Source organism: Corynebacterium sp. NML130628 (assembly GCF_001875665.1).
Lineage (GTDB): Bacteria > Actinomycetota > Actinomycetes > Mycobacteriales > Mycobacteriaceae > Corynebacterium.
Genome location: NZ_MLAL01000036.1, coordinates 67,002 through 89,473 on the forward strand (window position 1 = coordinate 67,002; position 22,472 = coordinate 89,473).

Below are 22,472 nucleotides of genomic sequence, written 5' to 3' on the forward strand. Positions count from 1 at the left end.
TTAAAAGAATGGGACGTTTTCATCGCCACGATGATGGGACGGTTCACAGCCACGATCACTCGCATGATCACACACACCATCACGACCACGACCACCTGCACGTGGGAGCGGACTCCGAGCACTCTGAACACGGAGATCACACAGGGTACGACACCGGCCGTGAACGCATTGCGGTGCTCGAAGACATTTTCACCGAGAATGACGTAAAAGCCGCTGCGAACCGTTCTGCTTTCGAAGAGCACGGCGTCGTCTGTGTAAACGTCATGAGTTCACCTGGGGCAGGTAAAACGACGTTGCTGCGTAAAACTCTGGAAACGCTCGCGGACAAGATTCGCTTCGGCATCGTAGAGGGAGACATCGAAACGGCCATTGACGCGGAACGTCTGGAGAATCTAGGCGCCCAGGTCAGCCTCCTGAATACGGGTAACGGGTTCGGCGGCGAGTGCCACCTCGATGCGCCGATGGTTGCACACGCGCTCAAAGGGCTAAAACTCGATGAGATCGACATGGTGCTGATTGAGAACGTTGGCAACCTGGTGTGCCCGGCCGAGTTTGAAGTTGGCGAACATCATAAGGTAATGGTTGCCTCAGTTACCGAGGGGGAAGATAAACCGCTGAAGTACCCAGTGATGTTTAGGAGCGTAGAGGTGGTTGTCGTAAACAAGGTTGACCTGCTCCCTTATCTGAATTTCGATCTTGACCTATTCAGGAAAAACCTTGAAAAGGTAAATCCAGGTGTGAAGGTAATCCTTACTTCAACTACAACGGAGGAGGGGTTGGATGAGTGGAATGAGTGGCTCATCTCTCAATCGGGGGTAGATTTCTAGCCCTGCTATCTCCTCAAAACCGGAATTACATTCATGTCTTGATACCCTGGCCCTATAGATGCGTTAAGCATGTAGCTTTACCGCTGAAGGAATCTGTACACGTTCATTTGAGGGGTATGGGCCGGAGTAGACCCCGGCACATGGCCCTCGCATGAGAGGGAAATAATCGATGCTTCTACAAGACACTTGGCAGAGTGGAACACTTTGGGAAAACCTGTCGAAGAAGGGGGTGAAGCGTCGAGACTTTCTGAAGATGTGCAGCTCTATGGCTGCGGTGTTTGCAGTGGGCGCGCCGCTTGCCTCACGCGCAAACGCTGAAGAGACAGAAGTAATTGCCGAGGCACTTGGTGACGTCAAGAAGCCCATGGTTGCTTGGCTTCAGCTACAGGAGTGCACCGGTTGCATGGAGTCGGTGCTTCGCTCTGGTTCCTCTACGGTTGAGGATTTGGTGCTCAACCAACTGTCGATGAACTACAACGAGCTTGTGATGGCCGCCTCCGGCCACGCTGCTGAGCAGGCATTGGAAGAGATGAACAAGGAACCGCACATTTTGGTGGTGAACGGCTCCGTTCCAACTGGCGCAGGCGGCGCATACTGCCAGATCGGTGGCAAGAGTGCCGAGCAGGTCCTTCGTGAAGCGGCAGAAAACGCAACCGTCATTCTCTCCGTCGGCGCCTGCGCAGTCTATGGCTCCGTACAGGCGGCACGCCCAAACCCAACCGGAGCTGTGGGTGTCGACGAGATCATTAAGGACAAGCCTGTCATCAACGTAGCTGGCTGCCCGCCAATCGGCGAAGTGATTACTGCGACCATTACCTATCTGCTCACACATGGTGAGCCACCAAAGGTTGATGGGGAAGGGCGTCCCCTCTTCGCATACGATCAGCGCATTCACGATTCCTGCCCGAAGCGTCCACACTTCGACGCTGGCCAGTTCGTGCGCACATTTGACGACGAAGGTGCTCGTAACGGCTGGTGCCTCTACGAGGTGGGCTGCAAGGGCCCGTCGACCTTCTCGCCGTGCCCGATTATTCAGTGGAACCTCAAGTCTGGTTGGCCGATCGGTGCAGGCCACCCCTGCATTGGTTGTACGGAAAAGCACTTCTTTGATCGGTTCACGCCGTTCTATGAGGAACTGCCGAACGTTCGTGCATTCGGACAGGAGGCCTCCGCGGGCAAGATTGGCCTCGGCCTGATCGGTGTCGCAGCGGCTGGTACTGCAGTCCACGGCGCGCTGAGTGTTGTCAAGGAGGTCGGCATCCGCCGTAAGAGCGGTGAGGTGCAGCCTCTCGCGGCCTTCGGTGAGGAGGATGAGCCGGGAGATATTTCCGCGCTCATGGCAGATGGCGATCAGGCATTTGCAACGAGCACAGATGCTGATAGACATCACAAGCCGACCAACCCTTCCGCGTAAGCGGCGTTCACGACGATTGAAAGGAATAGCAACTAAAAATGGCTGAAAGAGTTGTTGTAGACCCGCTGACGCGTATTGAGGGTCACCTCCGCATGGAGATGGAAGTCGAAGACGGCACCATCACGAATGCATGGAGTGAAACCACGATGTTTCGTGGTATCGAAAAGATTGTAGAGGGTCGAGACCCTCGCGACGTATGGGCCTTCGTTGGCCGTATTTGCGGTGTGTGCACCGGCGTGCACTCCCTTGCGAGTGTCGTCGCTGTCGAAGACGCAATCGGAAGCCACATCCCGAAGCAAGCGCAGCTTATCCGTGACCTCGTCCTGACAAGTCAGGAGATCCACGACCACGTTGTGCACTTCTACCACCTGCACGCCCTGGATTGGGTAAACGTCGTCTCCGCTGCAAAGGCAGACCCGGAGAAGGCAGTCGAGTTTGCTAAGTCCATTGGTTCGAAGTGGAAGCTGAACTCTGTTGACAAGTTCCAGCAAGTCAAGGACACACTGAACTCTGTTCTTGACTCTGGTCAGCTGTCTATCTTCACCGGTGGGTACTGGGACCACGAGGACTATCGTCTGCCCCCAGAGGCGAACTTGATGGCGGTCTCGCACTATCTTGACGCGCTGCAGTTCCAGCGTTCCATTATCCGCATCAACACCGTTTTTGGTGGTAAGAACCCGCACCCGAACTTCCTGGTAGGTGGCATGGCCTGCACGATCGATCAGGATAAGTCCGAGACGGTCAACCAGGTTTCTATTGATCAGATCAAGAATTGGGTCGCAGAGATCCACGAGTTCATCAACGGTGTGTACTTGCCTGACGCGATGGCGATCATGGGCGTCTACAAGGACTACTTCGATATCGGCGCTGCAGCCCCGAACTTCCTTGCAGTCGGTATGGCCGGCGCAACGGTTCGCGGCGACCATATGGAGCGCACTATGGGGTACACCCACACGGATATCACTTCAGGTGTTCTCCTGAACGGCGACTACTCCAAGGTGCACGAGCTCAATCCAGACTTGTTCAAGGAATATGTTTCTTCCGCATGGTTTGCGCAAGAAGACAAGAACGAGGGCAAGCACCCATTTGAGGGCGACACCATCGCTGATTACACCGGGCCGAAGCTGCCGTACAAGTGGCTCGGCGATAATGACGAATACACCTGGTCGAAGGCACCACGTTACGACGGCCATGTTATCCAGGTTGGCCCGATTGCTCGTATCCTTCTCGCGTATGCACAGAACGAACCAAGCACGAAGCGTCTCGTTGATGATGCGCTCAAGAAGCTTGACATTAAGCTCGAGCAGCTCAACTCGACAGGTGGTCGCACACTGGCACGCGCTCTGGAAGCAGTAACAACCTCTGAGGCAATGTCCAACGTGTTGCTGCCTGAGTTCATCGAAGGACTGCGCAAGCGCGACTACGATGTTTTCGACTCGAGCAAGTGGGAGCCATCAACCTGGCCAAAGGAAGCCGAAGGCTTCTGCATGATGGAAGTGGCCCGCGGATCCCTCAGCCACTGGACCCAGATCAAGGATGGAAAGACGGAGCGGTACCAAGCTGTCGTCCCGACCACTTGGCTGGCGGGTGGCCGTGACCCTGAAGGGAAGATGGGCCCATACGAGGAGTCGCTGGCGAACGGTAAGCACCCGCTTGCGAACCCAGAAGAACCGCTCGAGGTGCTTCGTACGATCCACTCGTTTGACCCTTGTATGTCCTGTGCAGTCCACCTGCTGGACACAGAAGGTAATGAACTTGTGAAGGTGATTACCCAATGAGCACCCAGCTAAATCGTGCATCTGTGGGCTCGGAGAATACACCGGCCACGCGCAAGATCACACCGGACAAGAACTTGGTGTTGAGCGTCACAGAATCTCGTCCGATTGATGACATCGGTGCTGAGACCCTGTTGCGCTTAGCATCTTCGCAGCCCGCGAACTCTCCTGATCCAGTAGACCAAGCTTTGCTGCGTGCCGTTGACCCGGACTATGTATATGGCACCGTGGAAAGCTTTAGCCCTGCGACGCCGAGTCGAAAGTACTCGCTCTCGGTTGTGCGTAACGCAAAGCTGCTCGGGGAGCGCAAAGACGTAGCGGTCATGCGCGGCGACCTTGCATCAGTAATCCAAGCATCTGCATGGGATAAGCATGAGATGAAGACGATGATGCAAAACGTCGACACGGTTTCGAAGTTCGGCAACCGTTGCATGGGCGTCGCCGTGGCGCCAGTAGATGGTGACACCACGGGTGAGTTTGTTCTGAAGGGCTACATAGCCTTCGGTATTGGCGACCATGTTCGTCCTCGCCCGGTGTCTAAGGGTGGCTACACCCGTATCGAGATGTGGCCGGTCGCTCTACGTTGGCAGCACTGGATTAACATGCTGCTGATCATCATTATGACGATTACGGGCTACTTCATCATGGATCCTTTCTTCGGTCCTTCGAACGCACATGATGCAGGAATGCTCATGGGCTGGAATCGTCTGATTCACTTCGTTGCTGCCTTTGCTTGGATCGCGCTGTCTATCTGGCGGCTTGCCATCATGGTTTTCGCCCAGACACGACAAATGAAGTGGCGGGCGCTCTGGCCGGTGCGAAGTCAGGATGACCTCAAGTTGATGTGGGAACAGACGAAGTACTATCTGCTCCTCACCAATGAGCCACCGCCACGTGTTGGGCACAACGGTCTGCAGCAGACCGCGTACACGGGGATTTACGCTCTGTGTATGGTGCAGATTTACTCTGGTCTCGCACTCTTCGGCCTAGCTAAGCAGGAAAGCTGGTTCTGGCGGCTGATGTCTGCACCTGTGGAGTGGATCGGTATTCCGTACTTCCGTCTGGTCCACGCGCTCATCATGTTCATCATTTGGGCATTCGTTATCTTGCATGTCTACCTTGTGTTCCGCGCTGATGCGACCGAGCGTCACGGCGGTCTGTCTGCGATGATTAACGGTGGTGTTTGGTTGCCACAGGGCACGAAGCCGGTTGACGGTCCTGAGGTCGAGTAAGGCATGACAGTCACGAGAAAAGTGCGCCCTGCGCCAGATGTCCCTGTACCGACGCGCGAGTTAGTGACCCTTGAGGGAGTCACCATTAACGTCATCGGTATTGGAAACGAGATTATGGCAGACGACGCAGTCGGCCTGGCTATTCTTCGAGAACTTGAAGCGGAGCCAGTTCCGGGCGTGAACTTCATTTACGGTGGAACATCGGGGATGGAGATCTTGCCTATGGTGCAGGACGCCGACTACCTGTTGGTGCTCGATGGGCTTAAGCAAGGACAGCCGGGTGACGTGGAGGTTCTGATTGGGGACCAAATACCCCGCCTCTTGCAGCAGCAGTTGTCGCCGCACCAGGTTGGGCTTCTGGATCTGCTAAGCGCAGCTCGTCTCACAGGACAGGAACCCGCGAACGTGGCGGTCGTGGGTATCACCGCTCGCGACGTCGAGTTCAGGACGTCGCTCAGCGATGAGATTAAAGCTGCGATACCGGAAGCAGTGCAGCGAGCTCGTCAGTTGCTCGAACAGTGGACGTCTGACGCTACTCAACATCAACCCAAGTAACTTGGAATTCGTCACCCCCACGCAAATCAGCGGTGGGGGTGTCGCATTTCGGGCAACGGAGCGCGAAGTATTCGTCGATCTCGACGGTGTCTTCGCACTGGGGGCACCAGACAGCAGCAGGGATGATGTCGAGGTCGAGCCGAGCGGTTTCGCAGGTTGTGTCGACACGGGCCAGGTCCCATGCTTGTCGAAGGGCGTAGACATCAACCCCGGATCGGGTACCTACTTTCATTCCTATTGCGAGGACATTGCGGTCGGGGACTGACTCGTTGACCGCATCGATTACCCCGCGAAGTAGACTCAATTCATGCATACCCCCCATTATGTTCATTTGGTGCGGGCAAAGCGAGTAAGGAGCATTGAACATGTCAGAGAAATTATTTCTTGACGCAGTCATCGATCCACTTGCTGCGACAGTCATTGTCGAAGGTGAGGGAGATGAGCGCACTGCACGCTTCGATATCGCCGGCGTGCCGCGTGTAGACAAGCTGCTGTTGGGTAAGCCTGCGAGCGAAGTACCAACTATCGTGACGCGTCTTTGCGGGCTGTGCCCGGTGACACACCATTTGGCGGGGATGCGAGCGCTTGACCAACTTGTTAAACCGCGCCATTCGATGAGCACGCAGGCGACACAGCTCCGACGTCTCCTCCATGCAGGTTCAGTGATCGACACCCTCGCACCACGCCTGCTGCCTGATCACGGGTTAGAGCTGCGCAAGTTTGCGAAGCTGGTGCTACGTGCTGCCGGTTGCCCGGGGCATTTTCCTGACGTTGCGGTTCCCGGGGGAGTGCACATTCACGCAGATGTTGATGCGGTCAAGAGTGCAGCCAAGGGCGTTTCGACGATCCGTGGCCTCTTGCCGTCCCAACCGGTTGAGTCTGTGGAACAGAAGCCGTCGGAGCTTGCCGACCTCTTCGCCTGTAATGCCGACGGCACAGTAGATCCCCTCGGCGGCTTTATCGCTGCACGTTATGGGGGCGATCTTCACCTGTTTCCAGCCCACGATTTCTATGACCACGTTCGAGAGCAACACCCCGGGTCCATTACTCCGCGGCCCCAGGTGTTTATCGACGGCCATTGGCGCGACTACCGGGTAGGCCCAGTTGCGCGTTTCCCTCATCTGAGCGCGCGCGATGCCCAGTTTGCGCTCGTGAGGTCGGTATTGGACGACATCGAGCAGCTGTTGCAGGATCCGGATCTGTTGGCGAAGCCGGTTGACGTCGACAATTCACTGCGCGATGGCACCGCAACGGGCATCGTTGACGGTCCTCGAGGCTTGCTGGTGCATCGATACACTGTGGAAGATGGCAATCTTGTCGATTGCCAGATCTTGAGTCCCACTGCGCAAAATGAAGGATGGCTTGCTCGGATGCTGACACAGGCGTCGACTCCCGCCGAGATGGAGGAAGCCATCCGTAGCGCAGACCCTTGCCTGCCGTGCACCTCAGCACCGGAGGGTGCCATGAACATCAACATTGAAAGGAAATGAATCAGCGATGTGCCTTGGAGTTCCAGCGAAAGTGCTCAGCACTGGCGACCTGTCAAGCCCAATGCCAATGGGGGCTATTGATGTAAAAGGCGAGAAACGCCCGTGTTGCTTCGCATACTTGCCAGACGCTGAGGTGGGGCAGTGGGTACTCATCCAAAATGGGTTCGCGATGGACGTTATCTCGGAGGATGACGCCCGGGCGTCGTTTGAAGCGATTGATGAGTTTGACCTTTTGCCAAACCAACCTGGTACTGTCCCGCGCTGACGTCAACGGCGCCCGATTGTTATTCTGGCTGTGCTGTGCGCTATATTGAGCAGGCACGCCCTAGTAGCCCAATTGGCAGAGGCAACGGATTCAAAACCCGTCCAGTGTGAGTTCGAGTCTCACCTGGGGCACAATGAGCGGGGTCGGAATCTTTTCTCCGACCCCGACCCCGTACTCGCCTAGATGCGGCTGCCTTCAATCCCTCCACCGCGTCTCTTTCAACAGTTAGCGAATATTTTTCCCTTGTTATGCATCCGCTAATAGTCCTACTTTGCTGAGGCCAGACCGTTGATGCGTTCGACGGCTGTTACAGGGTTATCAACTGTGACGACCAGACGGTCGAATTCCTCGTCTTTTGTCTCGATAACAACTGTGTTTTCGAATCCGCTGACATTCCAAAACAGTTTTTCACCATTTGAGTGGAACGTTCCCGCCAGCTTTTCTCCCATCCTTAATCCAGGAAAGCGAAATCCCTTGGGCTCGTTTTTCATGCCCGGGTCGTGCGTGGCTCCACGTACATGTTGCCATGGGATGTCGATGGATCCTTTGAGTGACCAAATCTTGTCCAGTCCAAGTGGTTCAACGACGAGGGCTGCGTCGGTGAACTTGAGATTGTTGTTTCTCATCGTGTTTCTCCTTTGGGTGTACCGCTTGCGCGGTCTAGCAGGTGCTCTCCAAGTGCCGCAGGGTCTCCCTCGAAGCAAAGAGAGTTTGCTTCGAGGATGAGGGGGCGTAGTTCTTGGCTTATGGGTGCTACTTCCACGAGCGTGACTACGACGAGGCTCTTGGCTTCGCGTGTCACTTCGCCGGTCTTCGCGCCTTGGCATACTGCCTCCAACGCGGTTTTCAGAAGGCCGTGCTTGGAGCCGAAAATCTTGTAGAAGCTTGAACGATTTAATCCAAGGTGCGAAAGGGTTGTGTCAACAGACAGTGCTGTGAATCCCTGTTTGCCAAAAAGCTCTATCGCCTTACGAACTACTTCATCTTCATTAAACTCTCGTGGCCTACCCATGTCTTTCATACTAATCGTTCTGGAATGAAATGTCCATAACTCGGAGAAAGTCTTACCGCATGTCAGCTTAGTGATTGTGGTGCTTAGGGTAGGAAGTAAATGGGGGGCTGTGCGGCTCGGGCTCCAGCGCGCAATTGCATTGGTTTGTGGGCTACGCTCCTGGGCCAAGCAGCCCGCGTACGAGCGCGGTGAACCCGCCGAACACCGCCAGAGTGAGTGCGATTTGGTACCCCAGTTGTACCGGCACTCGTGGTGCCACACGGGTACCAACGACGATGCCCAACACCATCGCAACAATGCCAACCACCCACGTCTCAGGAGTAACCGCGGAGAGGTTTGCTGCACCAGTGATTTCCTTAATGGCGAAAGAGAGGGCGCCACTGACCAGGAAGATTGGCTGGAGTGTAGCCGCGTAGATTTCCTTGGGCCAGCGCGCCGCGTGGGCGTACACGGTGATTGATGGGCCAGCCACACCTGCCAGCGTGTTCATGAAACCACCTACTGCACCTGCGATAATGGAAGGTACGGTGCCTTCAATATTCGGTACGTAGCGTTTTCCCAATGTCACCGTACCGAGCGCGATCAACAATAGAACACCAACAATGATCAGAAGTAAGCTGGTTGAAACGGCGCGAATGAGGAACGCTCCGGGTACGGCTCCCAAAACAAGAGCTCCAGCGATAGGGGCGAAACGTTTCCAGTCCACTTGCCCGCGCATGGAATAGGTGTTGGCTATCGCGTTGACGGTGGCGAGTACGTTGACCATCAACACGCCAGAGACTGGTCCGAGGAGGACAGATAACGCGGGTGCCGCGATAAGGCCGAGGCCCATTCCTGAAATTCGCTGTAGAGCAGCTCCAGCGAATACAGCCAGGAAGATCCCGATCAAAACTGTTGTCACTGCGCCCTCCTGCGTCTGCTGCTCGTACAGCGCTCATTACCCTACCTGACAAATCGTGGATACTTGCAGTGACCTCGCGATTTAGGCGATATCAAGGTGCGATTCACGCTCGAGCGCCTGCCTGCGATATACTTTCCGACATTGCCCCAGTAGCCCAATTGGCAGAGGCAACGGATTCAAAACCCGTCCAGTGTGAGTTCGAGTCTCACCTGGGGCACAACACCCGGCCACGAGCCGGGTTTTCTTGTTTGAGTCGTCATGTCGGGGCGTACGTCTACACTAGGTGCCGTGAAGAAACGGTTATTGCTCATTGACGGACATTCCATGGCATTTCGAGCGTTTTATGCTCTGCCTGCTGAAAACTTTTCGACGACCGGAGGACAAACAACCAACGCGGTGTACGGCTTCTTGTCGATGTTCGCTAACGTTGTGGCGCAGGAAGCACCAACGCATATTGGTGTCGCCTTCGATGTTGGGCGCAAGACGTTTCGAACGGAGCGCTTTCCGGAGTATAAAGCCCAGCGCGAATCTACTCCGCCTGAGTTTAAGGGGCAGGTCCCGCTGATTGAGGAGTGCCTCGAGGACCTCGGAATCATCAGTTTGTCGAAAGAGAATTTTGAAGCCGACGACATTGTGGCGACACTGGTTCACCAAGCTCGTAAAGAACAAGACTTCGAAATAGTCCTGGTTTCGGGTGACCGTGACTACCTACAGCTGGTAGATGACTCCACGACGTTGTTGTATCCGATGCGGGGTGTCTCGACGATGACACGATTTACCCCGGACAAGGTTGTAGAGAAGTACGGGCTGACCCCCGCACAATACCCCGACTTTGCTGCACTTCGAGGAGACCCGTCTGATAACCTCCCTTCGGTTCCGAAGGTTGGGGAGAAGACAGCGACAAAGTGGATTACGCAATACGGTTCACTTGCGGAACTTGTTGATCACGCGGATGAAATCAAGGGAGTCGCCGGGCAAAACTTCCGAGACCGTATTGAGCAGGTGCAGCTGAATCGTGAACTGACGCAGATGGTTACTGACGTGGAGCTGCCTGTTACTCCTGCAGATTTAGAGTTACGTACCGTAGATATCGGAGCCATTGCAAAGCGTTTTGATTCCTTAGAGTTTGGCACGAACCTGCGCGAGCGTGTGCTAGCTGCACTTCCGACAGAGGGAGACGTCGAAGAAGATCTGCCTGTGGAGCTTCCAGACGTTGTGATTGACGAGGAACCGTTGGATTCCTGGATTGCTGCACGTAGGGGGCAAGGTTTGGCGCTATACGTGGATGGCAATCCCACTCCGGCAAACGGCGATGCGACGGCGATTGGGATCGTCGATAAGCAGCGACACGGCATCCAACGCGAAACAGCCGAGTTAACCTCTGAAGAGGATGCGGCGCTGAAAGACTGGCTGGAGTCAGATGACCCCAAGTACCTCCACAATGGAAAAGCGATGTACCACATGTTGCGGGGCATAGGCATCACGCTGGCGGAAATAGCACATGACACCGCGATCGCTGCTTATTTGCTTCGTCCGGGCCAGCGGACCTACGCGCTAGCAGACGTGTACCAGCGCCACTTACAGCGCCAGCTGGAGGTGGGGCAGGAGCAACTGAGTTTGCTGGATCAGACTTCTCAGGTTGATGCAGCTGTAGCTGTGCTGGAACTCGCGGAACATCTGGCTCAGGAGCTTAGCGAAATCGACTCGTACGCACTATACGCCGACCTGGAACTGCCGCTCGTGCCGATTTTGGCTCGAATGGAAGACACCGGTGTAGCGATTGATGTCAGTGCACTTGAGGAGCTCCGTAAAGAATTCACTGACAAGGTTGCACAGGTGGAAGGGGAGGCACGCACGCTTGTCGACGAGCCCGATCTCAACCTCTCAAGCCCGAAGCAGCTTTCCGTCGTTCTTTTCGAGAAACTCGACCTTCCGAAAACAAAAAAGACAAAGACTGGCTACTCGACGGCCGCTAAAGAAATCGAGGCGCTTGCGGAGAAGAATCCGCATCCGTTCCTCGACTATCTTCTTGCACACCGTGAGTACCAGAAGATGAAGTCCACGATCGAGGGCCTTATTAAATCTGTGCACAGCGATGGCCGAATTCACACGACGTTTAACCAAACCGTCACCTCAACGGGCCGTCTGAGTTCCACTGATCCAAACCTCCAGAATATTCCTGTCCGCACAGAGACAGGCCAAAAGATTCGAGCGGCATTCACGGTTGGTAGGGAGTACGAGTATCTGCTGACCGCTGACTACTCGCAGATTGAGATGCGAGTGATGGCGCACTTGTCTGGGGATGAGGGCCTTATCTCCGCATACAAGGACGGAGAGGACCTGCATAACTATGTTGGCTCCCAAGTTTTTGACGTCGCTATCGATGCTGTGACGCCGGAGCTTCGCCGTAGGGTCAAGGCGATGTCGTATGGTTTGGTTTACGGCCTTTCCGCATACGGCCTAGCCTCGCAGCTTTCAATTTCGCCGGGCGAAGCCAAGGAAATCATGGAAAGCTACTTCCGCCGTTTCGGCGGGGTCAAACACTACTTGGATTCGGTTGTAGATAAAGCCCGAAAGGACGGCTACACCGCTACTGTGTTTGGGCGGCGCCGCTATCTGCCTGAACTCAACAATGACAACCGCGTCGCACGAGAGAATGCTGAACGAGCAGCATTGAATGCTCCTATTCAGGGCACGGCTGCGGATATCATCAAGGTTGCGATGATTCACGTTGACCGGGCGCTAGCTGGATACGAATCCCGCGTGCTACTGCAGGTCCATGATGAGTTGGTGGTCGAAGTCGCTCCTGGTGAGCTTACAAAGGTGCGTGAGATCATCGAGCAGGAAATGGATCGGGCTATCGAGTTGAGCGTGCCCCTTGAGGTCTCTACGGGATACGGGGATAATTGGCAGGATGCTGGCCACTAGGGGAAGGGGTGAGGCTATAGAGCGGCCCCCATGATTCCGCTCTATAGCCTCGGCGGTAGCCCCAGAGCCTCCTACTCAATTCGTCTGGGACTACCGATCCCCCATATACCCGCTTCTTCCCCCGAGTTCCCCCGAGAAGCGGTGCCACGGTTTACCTCGCGAGGTTTCACAGCTCCAGATTGGCCGGATCCTTCGCTGCTGCGCCTTGTTCGTGGCAATGAAAACACTAACAGACGTCTGTGTGTAGCGTAAGAGAAATGCCAAAAAATGGACTACAGCAAACGAAAGAATGACTAATTTATGGGGTGATGGCTGAGGTTAAGTTCATTTGACCTGCGGATATGGAAATAGTTGGCGCGAGGGTTGGCTTGGGGCCGACTTGCCGTGTTCTAAGTTCATCGTTGTGACGCTACTTAAGCTGCTTCCCCGGTGGCGCCCATGAGGGGTTTGTTTGGAAGTTGGTATTTGCGTGAGCTGGCCAAAGGCGATATTCTTGCACAAGCATATCTGGGCAATAAAGTACGTGGTGTCGTAATAGGAGGGCATGGCGAGCTTATATTGCGGGATCTTTCACTGTATGGAAGAGATGATATGCCCCTGTCCAAATACGATCTCCTATTTCTATTTCGGAGCACATTTAACTTATGCGCACATCCAACGCACCACAGGTCGCAATTAACGATATCGGCGGACCTGAGGAATTTCTCGCCGCTGTAGACGCAACCATCAAGTACTTCAATGATGGTGACATCGTCTCCGGCACCGTAGTCAAGGTTGATCACGATGAGGTTCTCCTTGACATTGGCTACAAGACTGAGGGTGTAATCCCTACCCGCGAGCTTTCGATCAAGCACGACGTTGACCCGGACGAGGTTGTCCAGGTTGGCGACGAGATCGACGCGCTTGTCCTTACCAAGGAGGACAAGGAAGGGCGCCTCCTGCTCTCCAAGAAGCGTGCTCAGTACGAGCGCGCTTGGGGCACCATCGAGGAGCTGCAGAAGAACGACGAGCCAGTCACTGGTACGGTCATCGAGGTTGTCAAGGGTGGTCTCATCCTCGACATCGGTCTCCGCGGCTTCCTGCCGGCGTCTCTCGTTGAGATGCGTCGCGTACGTGACCTGGATCCATACATCGGGCAGGAGCTCGAAGCGAAGATTATCGAGCTCGACAAGCACCGCAACAACGTGGTCCTGTCCCGTCGTGCTTACCTCGAAGAGACGCAGTCCGCTGTTCGTTCCGACTTCCTGCACCAGCTGCAGAAGGGTCAGGTCCGCAAGGGTGTCGTTTCCTCCATCGTCAACTTCGGTGCCTTCGTGGACCTTGGTGGCGTAGACGGCCTGGTTCACGTTTCCGAGCTGTCTTGGAAGCACATTGACCACCCATCTGAGGTTGTCACCGTTGGTGACGAGGTCACCGTTGAGGTTCTCGACGTCGATCTGGATCGTGAGCGCGTGTCCCTGTCGCTGAAGGCGACCCAGGAGGACCCATGGCGCGTGTTCGCACGTACCCACGCTGTTGGTCAGATCGTTCCGGGCAAGGTCACCAAGCTCGTCCCATTCGGTGCGTTCGTTCGCGTCGAAGAGGGCATCGAGGGCCTGGTGCACATCTCGGAGCTGGCACAGCGCCACGTCGAGGTCCCGGACCAGGTTGTTAACGTCGGTGAAGAGGTCATGGTCAAGGTCATCGACATCGATCTCGACCGCCGCCGTATCTCCCTGTCGCTCAAGCAGGCCGACGAGGACTACAACGAAGAGTTCGATCCGTCCCGCTACGGCATGGCTGACTCCTACGATGAGCAGGGCAACTACATCTTCCCAGAGGGTTTCGATCCGGAGACCAACGAGTGGATGGAGGGCTTCGACGAGGCTCGTCAGGAGTGGGAGGCCCGCTACGCCGAGGCAGAGCGTCGTTTCCAGGCACACACCGCCCAGATCGAGCGCCATCGCGCTGCTGCCGCAGAGGCAGCAGAGCAGGCAGGCGACCAGGCCAACTACTCCTCGCAGTCCAACGCTGCAGCTCCGGCAGCGGAAGAGACCGCAAGCGCAGGTGGCTCGTTGGCATCTGATGAGCAGCTCGCAGCACTTCGCGACAAGCTCGCTGGCAACTAGTCTTTACTAGTTAATCGACGACCCCTTCCTGGAATCCCAGGAAGGGGTTTTCGCCTATTATGTGACGCATGCTGAGAATAGGACTCACTGGCGGAATTGGCAGCGGAAAATCATCCGTTGCTTCGTTATTGCGTGACCACGGCTTCGTTATCGTTGATGCAGACCGCATTGCACGTGATATTTTGCAGCCGGGTAGCGCTGCGTTGAGGGAAGTGGCTGCCGTCTTCGGTGACGACCTGCTGGACGCTTCAGGCGTTTTGAACCGCAAGCTGCTGGCGCAACGGGCATTCGGTTCAGAGGCGCAAACGCAGAAGCTTAACGCGATTACTCACCCAGCGATACGCAAAGAATCAATGCGCCAGTTTGATGCTGCTGAAGCCGCTGGAGCGAACGTCGCGGTGTACGACATGCCACTGCTCATTGAACTCCGTCTTCACCGCGCGATGGACTTCACGGTCGTGGTTGACGTGGATGAAGAAGAGCGTGTCAAAAGGCTGGTGAATTTCCGAGGTCTTACGGAAGAAGACGCCCGGTCTCGCATAGCGCGACAGATCACCGACGCCGAACGACTCGCGGCCGCAGATTACGTCATAGACAACAACGGACCTCTGTCAGAGCTTTCTCCACAAGTCGATGCTCTTGTGGCCCATATTGAGCGCTCCCTGTTTTGATGTCAACATTGAGGAATTACGCTGAGTCATTAGACTGAGCTGCATGGCATTTGCAGCAGAGCACCCAGTCCTGGCGCATTCGGAGTTTAGGCCGGTTGGCGAGATCGAGCGACGTGAGAAACCATTCGAGGTCGTCTCAGAGTTCGAGCCCTCTGGTGACCAGCCAAAGGCGATCACCGAGCTTGATGAGCGCCTCAGCCGTGGGGAAGAGGACGTCGTGCTGATGGGTGCCACCGGTACGGGAAAGTCAGCGACGGCTGCATGGCTGATAGAGAAGCAGCAGCGACCAACACTGGTGATGGCTCCGAATAAGACGCTCGCAGCGCAGCTGGCAAATGAGCTTCGACAGCTGCTTCCAAATAACGCGGTTGAATACTTTGTCTCGTATTACGACTATTACCAGCCTGAGGCGTACATCGCTCAAACGGATACGTACATCGAAAAGGACTCCTCGATTAATGATGATGTAGAGCGACTGCGGCACTCAGCAACGTCTGCATTGTTATCGCGCCGTGACGTGGTCGTAGTGTCTTCGGTTTCATGCATCTATGGTCTGGGTACGCCTCAGTCCTACCTCGATCGGTCGGTTGTGCTTCGCGTTGGCGAAGAGGTCGAGCGTGACCGCTTCCTCAGATTGCTCGTGGATATCCAATATGAACGTAACGACATCGACTTCAAACGCGGAACGTTCCGAGTAAAAGGCGATGTCGTAGATATCATTCCTGCGTATGAAGAAGTTGCCGTCCGGGTCGAGTTTTTCGGGGATGAGATTGACAGCCTGTACTACATCCACCCGCTGACCGGGGATGTACTGAGTCAAGAAGATGAGTTGCGGATCTTTCCCGCGACGCACTACGTGGCTACGGATGAGCGCATGGAAAAGGCGATCGAATCTATCAAGGAAGAGCTTGCAGACCGTCTTGAAGACCTGGAGAACCGCGGAAAGCTGTTGGAAGCTCAGCGGCTTCGGATGCGTACCGAATACGACCTCGAGATGATCCAACAAGTTGGTTTCTGCTCTGGTATCGAGAACTATTCTCGCCACATGGACGGCCGTGAGGCAGGTTCGGCGCCAGCGACGCTTATCGACTACTTCCCGGAGGACTTCCTCACGATTATCGATGAGTCCCACGTGACTGTCCCTCAAATCGGTGGCATGTTTGAGGGGGACATGTCGAGGAAACGCAACCTCGTGGAATTCGGATTCCGGTTGCCGAGTGCCGTCGATAACCGCCCTCTCACCTTCGACGAGTTCGAAGCTCGCGTTGGGCAGACCGTGTACATGTCGGCCACGCCGGGCGACTACGAGCTTGAGGCAGCGCATGGTGAGTTCGTCGAGCAGGTGATTCGACCGACAGGATTGGTCGACCCAAAGGTCACTGTGAAGCCGACAAAGGGGCAGATTGATGACCTGATTGACGAAATTCGAGTTCGTGTTGGGAAGAACGAACGTGTGCTGGTTACAACCTTGACAAAGCGCATGGCGGAAGACCTCACCGATTACCTGCTGGATAATGGCGTGAAAGTGCGCTATCTCCACTCTGATATTGATACATTGCAGCGCGTCGAACTGCTCCGCCAATTGCGGCTTGGGGAGTTCGACGTCCTCGTCGGCATCAACCTGCTCCGAGAGGGCCTTGACCTTCCGGAGGTATCCCTTGTCGCCATACTTGACGCTGACAAAGAAGGATTCTTGCGTTCGACGAAGTCGCTGATTCAGACAATTGGGCGTGCAGCCCGAAACGTTTCTGGTGAAGTTATCATGTATGCCGACCAGATGACGGAGTCGATGGAGGCTGCCATTAGTGAGACGGAGCGGCGTCGAGAAATTCAGTTAGCGTACAACAAAGAGCATGGGATCGATCCACAGCCGCTGCGGAAGAAAATCGCTGACATTCTGGATCAGGTATATGAGAACGCCGACAACGAAGAAAAGCATGGAGTTGCAGCAGACGCCGCAATGGTGGAGAAACCAGACGTGTCGACAATGGCCTCTGATCAGGTACAAGCTCTCATCGATGACCTGACTAAGCAGATGGGTGCAGCAGCCCGAGAACTCAAGTTTGAGCTGGCCGGCAGACTACGCGATGAAATCGCTGATCTTCGCAAGGAACTTCGTGGTATGAAAGATACAGGCAACTAAGAAAGGTCCGAGGAATCTATGCATACCTATAAGTCGATTGCAGTCGGCACTGACGGCTCACCCACTTCGCTTGTTGCAGTACGTGCTGCAGCGAGCCTTGCTCGTGTCTATGGCGCGAAACTCACCGTGATCTGCGCGCATTACACAGCGTCTGGTTCGATGCTCAATGCGACCAATGCGGAGCTCAGCAAGATCGACATCGTTACGGAATCCGGTGCCGAGGATATTTTGCGGCGCGCGAAGGCGATCGCCGTTGAAGAAGAAGCGCCAGAGATTAATTTGGTGTCGAGTGGCGGTCAGCCTGCGAATGTTTTGCTGGAATCCGTCAAGGAATACAGCGTTGATCTCCTCGTAGTTGGCAATAAGGGAATGCGCTCGCTCGCCGGTCGAATTTTCGGCAACATCCCAGGTAACGTGGCGAAGAAGGCTCCAGTCGACGTCATGCTCGTCGATACGCGAGCTGAGGGGCACGACTAACGCCCTTTTGAGCGAGAACCAGGTACTATAATTTAGACCGTGCTCGTTGGCGCCGTCGCTATTCCAGCGAGCAAGAGTTGAACCAGGAAAGGTCTCAAGAATACAGCTATGGCCACTTACTACAAGACCATCGTCGTAGGATCCGACGGGTCCAAATCGTCTTTGCTCGCAGTCGAACGCGCCGCGAAGATGGCGACCGTATTCGGCGCGACCCTTGTGATCGGTACCGCGTATTACGAAACAGAAGCCGATGCGACGAAGAGCCTACGTCAGGACTCAGTCACTATCCTCGGTGACCAAGACGCACTGGCTAACCTCGAAGCAGCGGCAGAGCATGCACGCCAACATGGGGCGAAGGATGTACAAACAGCTACACGCCCGGGTACTCCAGTAGAGGCACTCATGGCGATTGTCCGTGACAACAACGCGGAACTGTTGGTGGTGGGTAACCGCGGCATCAACTCGCTGACCGGCCGCCTACTAGGGTCTGTTCCTGCAGATGTTGCGCGTCAATCAGACTGCGACGTGATGATTGTGCATACCGTCAGCTAACACTGATCCCCAAAAACCTCCGGCCATATGAGTTGCCGGAGGTTTTTCTATGCAAGATCGCCAATAATCGTGAGGCTTTGTGTCGCTCGAGTCATGGCGACGTAAAGATCTTGCCAGCCCTGTGGTGAGGCGTCGACAATCTCTTGAGGTTCGACGAGTACAACGTGGTCGAACTCGAGTCCCTTCATCTCGCCAATATTTGAGTTGTCGATAATCATCGTTGTACGTCCATCTTCGTATGTTGCGACGGATGTCGGCTTTGTGCCTGAGGGGAAGAATTTGACCGGATGCCCAGTACTTCGAATGCTTTCAGGCACTAGAGCATCAGGATCGATGACATGGAGAACGTTTGCGGCATGGTCCATCACCTCCGATGGCGTTCGATAGTTGACGCTGAGCGTATGTGTACGGAAGCGCGAGCCCACGAACGGCTCCAGTGTCGTCGACCAGTCATCGGAACCCGCTGGCGCGGACGTTTGGGCGGTGTCTCCGACCAACGTCATCCATTTGGAGGGGCAGCGTCGGAACACCATTCGCCACTCCATGGGGGAAAGCTCCTGGGCTTCATCCACGATCACGTGCCCGTATGCCCACGTTCGGTCCGCGCGTGCTCGTTCGGCTGTTGAACGAATATCCGTGTCAGCCTGTCGCTGGGCAAGTGTTTCCGCATCGATGACGTCCGATGCGGAAAGAATCTCAGCCTCAAACTGGTCGTCGTCATTGTCAGTCGACTCTGACGACGCCAACACATCCAACGCGTCTTCGGCTTCGGCAACCTGCTGTTGCCATTTCTCATCCTCTTCTGCGTAGTCACTATCCGGCGAACCGCCAATGAGCACAGTGAGCTCGTCGAGCAAGGCCGCATCCGAAAATGACTCAGGGGCGCCTGGTTCACGGTACAGCGCATCTTGTGTGTATTCGTCGTAGTCGTATGCGACGGCCTCAATCGCTGCCCGATCCTCAAGCAGGTTTCGCAGTACCGCTCGTGGAGAGAGAGTGGGGAAGTAGGCGTCAATAAGTTGGTGGACCTGCGGATCGTCCGCAAGGTCATCATGGAGCTGATCAACGTCCGCAGCTGATAGGAGATTTGCACCACCAAGCGGATCTGCGCCAATTGTCTCCGCGAGTGCCCGCGCGAGCTGCTCGCAAAGACGCTCAGCGAAGATGGCTTGTGCCTCGTTGTGAGGGCGACGTGATCTACGCGCCTTAGTTCGAGCGGACTTTATCATGGCAGGTGTTGCCGCGACGGGAACATTTTCCACCGAAAGCAAAATCTCTTGCTTAGGCACCGTCTCATACGCTTGGACCGCACGCTTCAAAATCGTGACCATCTCAGCGGAGCCTTTTACCTCCTTAGCAGCAATAGATTCGCTGCCTGCAGGAGTAAAACCAGGGACGAGATCTGAAACCGTGGAGAGCACCACTCCTGTCTCGCCGAGCTCGGGAAGGACGCGCGAAATGTAGTCCAAAAATACGGAGTTTGGCCCGAGAATCAAGACACCGGTCTTAGCCAACTGTGCTCTCCAGGTGTACAGCAGGTACGCGACGCGGTGCAAAGCTACTGCCGTTTTTCCCGTTCCTGGTCCGCCCTCGACAACCATGACTCCACGTGTCGCGTCACGGATTACGGCATCTTGCTCGCGCTGGATCGTCTCCACGATCGACTTCATGTGAGCGGTACGTGGCCGGTTCATAGCACGACGCAACGCAGCTTCGGAACCGACGCCCGAAGCCTCATCTCCGGTAATCGTGCCCGAAAGCACCTCATCATCGATTGATTCCACAGTGCGCCCCCGCATCCGGATATTTCGGCGGGTTTGCACCCCAGATGGGTGCGCCGTCGTCGCGAGGTAAAACGGACGGGCCATTGGTGCTCGCCAATCGATGAGCAACGTGCGGTACTGGTCTTCGGGAGCGTCGATGCCCATGCGGCCAATGTATCGCCGATCAAGATCGACGTTATCTGAAACGGGGTTCTCCGGAGCGGTGTCTTCGACGTCAATCCGACCAAACACTAGGCCGACTTCAGCGAGATTCAGAGCATCGAGTTTGGCATTTAGACCGTGATACTTGGTCTCACGCCGAACAAGCGCATCAGAATCCGGGTTGTCTGGGTCTACATCGCGCTGCACGGCTGCAAGCTTTGCCTGTGCCTTTGATACTTCGTCGTCCAAGCGCGAAAACAGACCATTGACGTAGTGCTGTTCGCGAGCAACCTCTTGTTCTGACACCGTGAAAACCTTCTCCTTATAAAGTGAAAGCGACCCCGTAACCACAACAACGTGGTCACGGGGTATACGGCAGAAAGTAAGCTTAGCTAAGCTTCTTCTGTGCCTTCTTTACCAGATTGTTTGCGCGCTTCTCGGCTTTCTTAGCCTTGCGCTTCCACTTCCACTGCTGGCACTTCGATGGTGCGACATCAAGGTTGTCGAACGCGTCCTGCAGCGAATCAACGGCACCTTGTGCACGATCCTGCAGCTTCGCCGCGCTCTTCTTGACCTTGCGCTTTGCCTTGAGCTGGTCGAGCTTGCTGGGCTCGAGGCTTTCCAGTTTGTCTTGAAGGTCCCCAACGACACTGTTGACCTTCCGCTTCGCCTTGAACTGCTGAAGCTTGCTTGGCTTCAGATCCTTATAGGTGCTTTCTGCATTATCGGAAACTTCCTCGATCCAGTCACCTGCATCAGACAAGAACGAAGACGTCTGCTTGCGCGCGTCTTGCCAAAAACCTTCTGCAGCGTCAGAGGCCTGACCTGCGAACTTTGAGGCCTGCTTCTTCCAGTCGTCTTTGTTATCGTCAACGTAGTCGACGACCTGATCTGCAGTATCAGAGATCCAGTTGCTTGCCTTGCCTAGGGCCTTCTCCGTCTCAGACTGGGTAGGAAGCGCCTGCTGTACGTTCTTCTTAGCAGTGCGAGCAGCCTGCTGTGCACGCCACTGGAGACCGGGCTTCCCAGCAGTGTCTACAGTTGCGAGGAGCACACCACCGGCGAGAGCGATGTCGGTCAGTGCACCGGTTTGGCGACGCTGCTTCTCGCTGGATTCGTCAGCCTCCCAGAAAGCGTTGCGGCCGATGATCGACGGGATCGCAGTCGCAGCGAGCAGCGCGGCGGATGTACGAGGCAGTTTGCCGATAGCGAACAGGCTGCCCGCGCCTGCTTTAATGCCGCCAACAACCTGCGCTGCCGTCTTTGGGTCGTTCGGTACTAAACCGCGGTACTCACTCGGGACCGCACCCCGGACCTTCTCGAGAAGCGCCTTCGTGCTTTCTTTATTGACGTTTGGATCACGCAGGGTCTGTACACCATCGATGATGTATACGGACGCGAGCATTGGCCTTGCGAGTTTTCTAATCATGAATGCATTCCTCATTTCTCTTGGCAACGTATCAGTCGCTGCATATACGTGTTATGTGACGTCCGATATTCGGTTCACACCTCTACCAGCGACGGTTCCACCAAACATCTAGGCTCGGACGCTCTGCACCAAGCGTAGTGGATTTACCGTGGCCGGGCCACACGATTGTTTCATCTGGGTATACGTTGAAGAGCTTTTCTGTCACATCTCTGAAGAGTCGAACAAAGTCACCTTCGGAGTTCGTTTTCCCAAGACCACCAGGGAAAAGGGAGTCTCCAACAAAAAGATTAGGAACTCCATCGATATCGACACGCACAGCAGCTCCACCAGGGGTATGCCCTCGCAGAATCGTCACAGGGAATTCATGGCCTGCGAATGCAAGGGTGTCGCCGTCGTTCAATTCACGATCGACGGGAGCCGGCAACGCGGGCACTTCAAGGAATGGCGCCCAGTGTGTCGCACCGGTTGCTGCCAGGACAGCCTCTAGCGCGCGCACATGGTCGTGGTGACGGTGTGTGGTGAGCACGTCCGTGATGCGCACCCCGGCCTGCTCGGCCATAGTGAGGATCGCAGGTGCGTCGTCAGCGGCGTCGATAAGCAATCCTTGGTCACCAGAACATACAAGGTAGCAGTTGTTATCCATCGACCCAACGGAGATGTGGTGCAGTGTTAAAGGGCGTGTTGCTGAATCCATGTCGCCCACCCTAGCTAATTGTGTTCCAACACATCGCCGAGTAGGAAATTTGTATACGCTGGTATGTTCGGAAC

The 22,472-nt window shown here is 55.4% G+C and carries 20 protein-coding genes and 2 tRNA genes; 15 read left to right on the plus strand and 7 right to left on the minus strand.

Features of this window, described 5'->3' with window-relative positions; all coding sequences use genetic code 11:
* Window positions 1-8 precede the first annotated feature (8 nt).
* The 5 genes from hypB (at window position 9) to BJP07_RS09185 (ending at window position 5,803) form a co-directional block, all read left to right on the plus strand.
* Window positions 9-827, plus strand: a complete 819-nt coding sequence (gene hypB / locus BJP07_RS09165) for a hydrogenase nickel incorporation protein HypB (protein WP_071567172.1) — start codon at window positions 9-11, stop codon at window positions 825-827.
* Window positions 828-996: 169 nt separating this feature from the next.
* Window positions 997-2,241 (plus strand): hydrogenase small subunit, encoded by a 1,245-nt coding sequence (locus tag BJP07_RS09170; protein WP_071567173.1) that lies wholly within the window; start codon window positions 997-999, stop codon window positions 2,239-2,241.
* A gap of 38 nt (window positions 2,242-2,279) precedes the next feature.
* Window positions 2,280-4,019 carry a nickel-dependent hydrogenase large subunit gene (locus tag BJP07_RS09175; protein WP_071567174.1) on the plus strand — a complete coding sequence of 580 codons (1,740 nt, stop codon included), beginning with the start codon at window positions 2,280-2,282 and terminating at the stop codon, window positions 4,017-4,019.
* The gene (cybH, locus tag BJP07_RS09180; protein WP_083584185.1) at window positions 4,016-5,248 is read left to right on the plus strand and encodes a Ni/Fe-hydrogenase, b-type cytochrome subunit; all 1,233 of its coding nucleotides are present in this window, start codon (window positions 4,016-4,018) and stop codon (window positions 5,246-5,248) included. The genes BJP07_RS09175 and cybH overlap by 4 nt, the downstream gene beginning before the upstream one ends.
* Before the next feature lie 3 nt (window positions 5,249-5,251).
* Window positions 5,252-5,803, plus strand: a complete 552-nt coding sequence (locus BJP07_RS09185; RefSeq protein WP_083584186.1) for a HyaD/HybD family hydrogenase maturation endopeptidase — start codon at window positions 5,252-5,254, stop codon at window positions 5,801-5,803.
* Here the strand turns inward: BJP07_RS09185 and BJP07_RS09190 are convergent.
* Window positions 5,781-6,116 (minus strand): hydrogenase maturation nickel metallochaperone HypA, encoded by a 336-nt coding sequence (locus BJP07_RS09190; RefSeq protein ID WP_071567210.1) that lies wholly within the window; start codon window positions 6,114-6,116, stop codon window positions 5,781-5,783. The genes BJP07_RS09185 and BJP07_RS09190 overlap by 23 nt on opposite strands.
* A 52-nt stretch (window positions 6,117-6,168) precedes the next feature.
* Here BJP07_RS09190 and BJP07_RS09195 point away from each other — a divergent pair, with 52 nt between their 5' ends.
* The 3 genes from BJP07_RS09195 (at window position 6,169) to BJP07_RS09205 (ending at window position 7,689) form a co-directional block, all read left to right on the plus strand.
* A complete protein-coding gene (locus tag BJP07_RS09195; RefSeq protein WP_071567175.1) occupies window positions 6,169-7,293 on the plus strand; it encodes a hypothetical protein in 1,125 nt (374 codons plus the stop codon).
* Between the two features lie 7 nt (window positions 7,294-7,300).
* Window positions 7,301-7,558, plus strand: coding sequence for a HypC/HybG/HupF family hydrogenase formation chaperone (locus BJP07_RS09200; protein ID WP_071567176.1), 258 nt, complete (start codon window positions 7,301-7,303; stop codon window positions 7,556-7,558).
* A 57-nt stretch (window positions 7,559-7,615) separates the two neighbouring features.
* Window positions 7,616-7,689, plus strand: a tRNA-Leu gene (locus tag BJP07_RS09205).
* Between the two features lie 135 nt (window positions 7,690-7,824).
* Here BJP07_RS09205 and BJP07_RS09210 read toward each other — a convergent pair.
* The 3 genes from BJP07_RS09210 to BJP07_RS09220 form a co-directional block, all read right to left on the minus strand.
* Window positions 7,825-8,184, minus strand: a complete 360-nt coding sequence (locus tag BJP07_RS09210) for a hypothetical protein (protein WP_071567177.1) — start codon at window positions 8,182-8,184, stop codon at window positions 7,825-7,827.
* On the minus strand, window positions 8,181-8,579 hold the full coding sequence (locus BJP07_RS09215) for a TetR/AcrR family transcriptional regulator (RefSeq protein ID WP_071567178.1): 399 nt from the start codon (window positions 8,577-8,579) through the stop codon (window positions 8,181-8,183). Before BJP07_RS09215 ends, BJP07_RS09210 begins: the two co-directional genes overlap by 4 nt.
* 142 nt (window positions 8,580-8,721) lie before the next feature.
* Window positions 8,722-9,471 carry a sulfite exporter TauE/SafE family protein gene (locus BJP07_RS09220; RefSeq protein ID WP_255365971.1) on the minus strand — a complete coding sequence of 250 codons (750 nt, stop codon included), beginning with the start codon at window positions 9,469-9,471 and terminating at the stop codon, window positions 8,722-8,724.
* Between the two features lie 143 nt (window positions 9,472-9,614).
* Between BJP07_RS09220 and BJP07_RS09225 the strand changes: the two genes are divergently transcribed.
* From BJP07_RS09225 to BJP07_RS09255, 7 genes are all read left to right on the plus strand, one after another.
* Window positions 9,615-9,688, plus strand: a tRNA-Leu gene (locus BJP07_RS09225).
* A gap of 41 nt (window positions 9,689-9,729) precedes the next feature.
* Window positions 9,730-12,399 (plus strand): DNA polymerase I, encoded by a 2,670-nt coding sequence (polA, locus tag BJP07_RS09230; RefSeq protein WP_071567179.1) that lies wholly within the window; start codon window positions 9,730-9,732, stop codon window positions 12,397-12,399.
* A 644-nt stretch (window positions 12,400-13,043) separates the two neighbouring features.
* Complete coding sequence (gene rpsA, locus BJP07_RS09235) at window positions 13,044-14,507, plus strand: 30S ribosomal protein S1 (RefSeq protein WP_071567180.1); 1,464 nt, start codon at window positions 13,044-13,046, stop codon at window positions 14,505-14,507.
* Between the two features lie 68 nt (window positions 14,508-14,575).
* On the plus strand, window positions 14,576-15,178 hold the full coding sequence (gene coaE, locus BJP07_RS09240) for a dephospho-CoA kinase (protein ID WP_071567181.1): 603 nt from the start codon (window positions 14,576-14,578) through the stop codon (window positions 15,176-15,178).
* 43 nt (window positions 15,179-15,221) lie between these two features.
* Window positions 15,222-17,321: an excinuclease ABC subunit UvrB gene (gene uvrB, locus BJP07_RS09245; protein WP_071567182.1), complete on the plus strand. Its 2,100-nt coding sequence runs from the start codon at window positions 15,222-15,224 to the stop codon at window positions 17,319-17,321.
* 18 nt (window positions 17,322-17,339) lie between these two features.
* A complete protein-coding gene (locus BJP07_RS09250) occupies window positions 17,340-17,798 on the plus strand; it encodes a universal stress protein (protein ID WP_071567183.1) in 459 nt (152 codons plus the stop codon).
* Window positions 17,799-17,906: 108 nt separating this feature from the next.
* Entirely contained in the window at window positions 17,907-18,350 is a 444-nt protein-coding gene (locus BJP07_RS09255; RefSeq protein ID WP_071567184.1) for a universal stress protein, read from the plus strand.
* Window positions 18,351-18,397: 47 nt separating this feature from the next.
* Here BJP07_RS09255 and BJP07_RS09260 read toward each other — a convergent pair whose 3' ends face one another.
* The 3 genes from BJP07_RS09260 to BJP07_RS09270 all read right to left on the minus strand — a co-directional run bounded on the left by BJP07_RS09260 (window position 18,398) and on the right by BJP07_RS09270 (window position 22,398).
* A complete protein-coding gene (locus tag BJP07_RS09260; RefSeq protein WP_083584187.1) occupies window positions 18,398-20,581 on the minus strand; it encodes a UvrD-helicase domain-containing protein in 2,184 nt (727 codons plus the stop codon).
* A gap of 82 nt (window positions 20,582-20,663) precedes the next feature.
* A complete protein-coding gene (locus tag BJP07_RS09265; protein ID WP_071567186.1) occupies window positions 20,664-21,704 on the minus strand; it encodes a DoxX family protein in 1,041 nt (346 codons plus the stop codon).
* A gap of 82 nt (window positions 21,705-21,786) precedes the next feature.
* Window positions 21,787-22,398, minus strand: coding sequence for an MBL fold metallo-hydrolase (locus tag BJP07_RS09270; RefSeq protein ID WP_071567212.1), 612 nt, complete (start codon window positions 22,396-22,398; stop codon window positions 21,787-21,789).
* Window positions 22,399-22,472: the final 74 nt, after the last annotated feature.

What these genes read in the sequence shown, in the direction of transcription:
- BJP07_RS09175 (WP_071567174.1), top strand. Translation starts at nt 2,280, where the DNA reads ATGGCTGAAAGAGTTGTTGTAGACCCGCTGACGCGTATTGAGGGTCAC.
- hypB (WP_071567172.1), top strand. Translation starts at nt 9, where the DNA reads ATGGGACGTTTTCATCGCCACGATGATGGGACGGTTCACAGCCACGAT.
- BJP07_RS09185 (WP_083584186.1), top strand. Translation starts at nt 5,252, where the DNA reads ATGACAGTCACGAGAAAAGTGCGCCCTGCGCCAGATGTCCCTGTACCG.
- BJP07_RS09270 (WP_071567212.1), bottom strand. Translation starts at nt 22,398, where the DNA reads ATGGATTCAGCAACACGCCCTTTAACACTGCACCACATCTCCGTTGGG.
- BJP07_RS09255 (WP_071567184.1), top strand. Translation starts at nt 17,907, where the DNA reads ATGGCCACTTACTACAAGACCATCGTCGTAGGATCCGACGGGTCCAAA.
- rpsA (WP_071567180.1), top strand. Translation starts at nt 13,044, where the DNA reads ATGCGCACATCCAACGCACCACAGGTCGCAATTAACGATATCGGCGGA.
- BJP07_RS09195 (WP_071567175.1), top strand. Translation starts at nt 6,169, where the DNA reads ATGTCAGAGAAATTATTTCTTGACGCAGTCATCGATCCACTTGCTGCG.
- uvrB (WP_071567182.1), top strand. Translation starts at nt 15,222, where the DNA reads ATGGCATTTGCAGCAGAGCACCCAGTCCTGGCGCATTCGGAGTTTAGG.
- BJP07_RS09200 (WP_071567176.1), top strand. Translation starts at nt 7,301, where the DNA reads ATGTGCCTTGGAGTTCCAGCGAAAGTGCTCAGCACTGGCGACCTGTCA.
- BJP07_RS09250 (WP_071567183.1), top strand. Translation starts at nt 17,340, where the DNA reads ATGCATACCTATAAGTCGATTGCAGTCGGCACTGACGGCTCACCCACT.
- BJP07_RS09170 (WP_071567173.1), top strand. Translation starts at nt 997, where the DNA reads ATGCTTCTACAAGACACTTGGCAGAGTGGAACACTTTGGGAAAACCTG.
- BJP07_RS09265 (WP_071567186.1), bottom strand. Translation starts at nt 21,704, where the DNA reads ATGATTAGAAAACTCGCAAGGCCAATGCTCGCGTCCGTATACATCATC.
- cybH (WP_083584185.1), top strand. Translation starts at nt 4,016, where the DNA reads ATGAGCACCCAGCTAAATCGTGCATCTGTGGGCTCGGAGAATACACCG.
- coaE (WP_071567181.1), top strand. Translation starts at nt 14,576, where the DNA reads ATGCTGAGAATAGGACTCACTGGCGGAATTGGCAGCGGAAAATCATCC.
- BJP07_RS09215 (WP_071567178.1), bottom strand. Translation starts at nt 8,579, where the DNA reads ATGAAAGACATGGGTAGGCCACGAGAGTTTAATGAAGATGAAGTAGTT.
- polA (WP_071567179.1), top strand. Translation starts at nt 9,730, where the DNA reads ATGTCGGGGCGTACGTCTACACTAGGTGCCGTGAAGAAACGGTTATTG.
- BJP07_RS09210 (WP_071567177.1), bottom strand. Translation starts at nt 8,184, where the DNA reads ATGAGAAACAACAATCTCAAGTTCACCGACGCAGCCCTCGTCGTTGAA.
- BJP07_RS09190 (WP_071567210.1), bottom strand. Translation starts at nt 6,116, where the DNA reads ATGCATGAATTGAGTCTACTTCGCGGGGTAATCGATGCGGTCAACGAG.